Annotated in this window: 1 protein-coding gene; it reads left to right on the forward strand. The window is 61.9% G+C overall.

The window, feature by feature from the left end; translation table 11 throughout:
• On the forward strand, positions 1-362 hold a 362-nt coding region (locus tag ACGTN6_RS20730; RefSeq protein ID WP_394594967.1), incomplete at its 5' end, for a transposase.
• Positions 363-693 lie beyond the last annotated feature (331 nt).

A 693-nucleotide genomic window follows, 5' to 3' on the forward strand; every position in this document is an offset into this window, starting at 1 on the left:
TCCTCGCCGTGGACGACCACCAGGTGACCCTGCGCGTCAAAGACTACCGCGACCGTGACCGACACAAGCCGCTCGTTCTCGATGGAGAGGAGTTCGTGCGCCGCTTCCTGCTCCATATACTGCCCAAGGGGCTGATGCGGGTCCGACACTACGGCTTTTTGGCCAATCGCTGCCGACGACGACGTCTGGCAGAGATCCGCCGGGCGCTGGCGGTCGAGGCGACACCGGATGCCGATACCGCCGCCAGCGACTCGGAACCGACCTACACCTGCCCGCACTGTCGGCAACCGACGATGCGGGTAATCGGGACCCTCACCTCTCGGCGAGCCACCAACCACAGGGCGCAACGCTATCGAGCATGAGCTAACGCCATACCCACAACGGATTCGGCCAGACAACGGACTCGGCGATCCGGCCCGCTTGCGGGTCGTGGCGGTGCTCGTCCCGGTGATGGATTTTGACCAGCAAGCGCGCTAGGTTGGGTTAAATTGGATTCGGAAGAGACGGGATCATGGCCAACATCACTGCCCGAACGCGTCACAACAGCTCCGTATGCGCGCGACCTGACGTCTCAGGCCGCATACCGGCCAATACAATACCCTATAGAAGCGGTGTAGCAGCCTGAAGGGCGGCTTAGTCCAACAGGCATTTATCCGCCATGCTGCGCACGGCGAAGAAATGCTGAACAGTTAG

Origin of the sequence: Halomonas sp. B23F22_20, from assembly GCF_043496985.1 — a bacterium.
In the GTDB taxonomy this organism is placed as follows: Bacteria; Pseudomonadota; Gammaproteobacteria; order Pseudomonadales; family Halomonadaceae; genus Halomonas.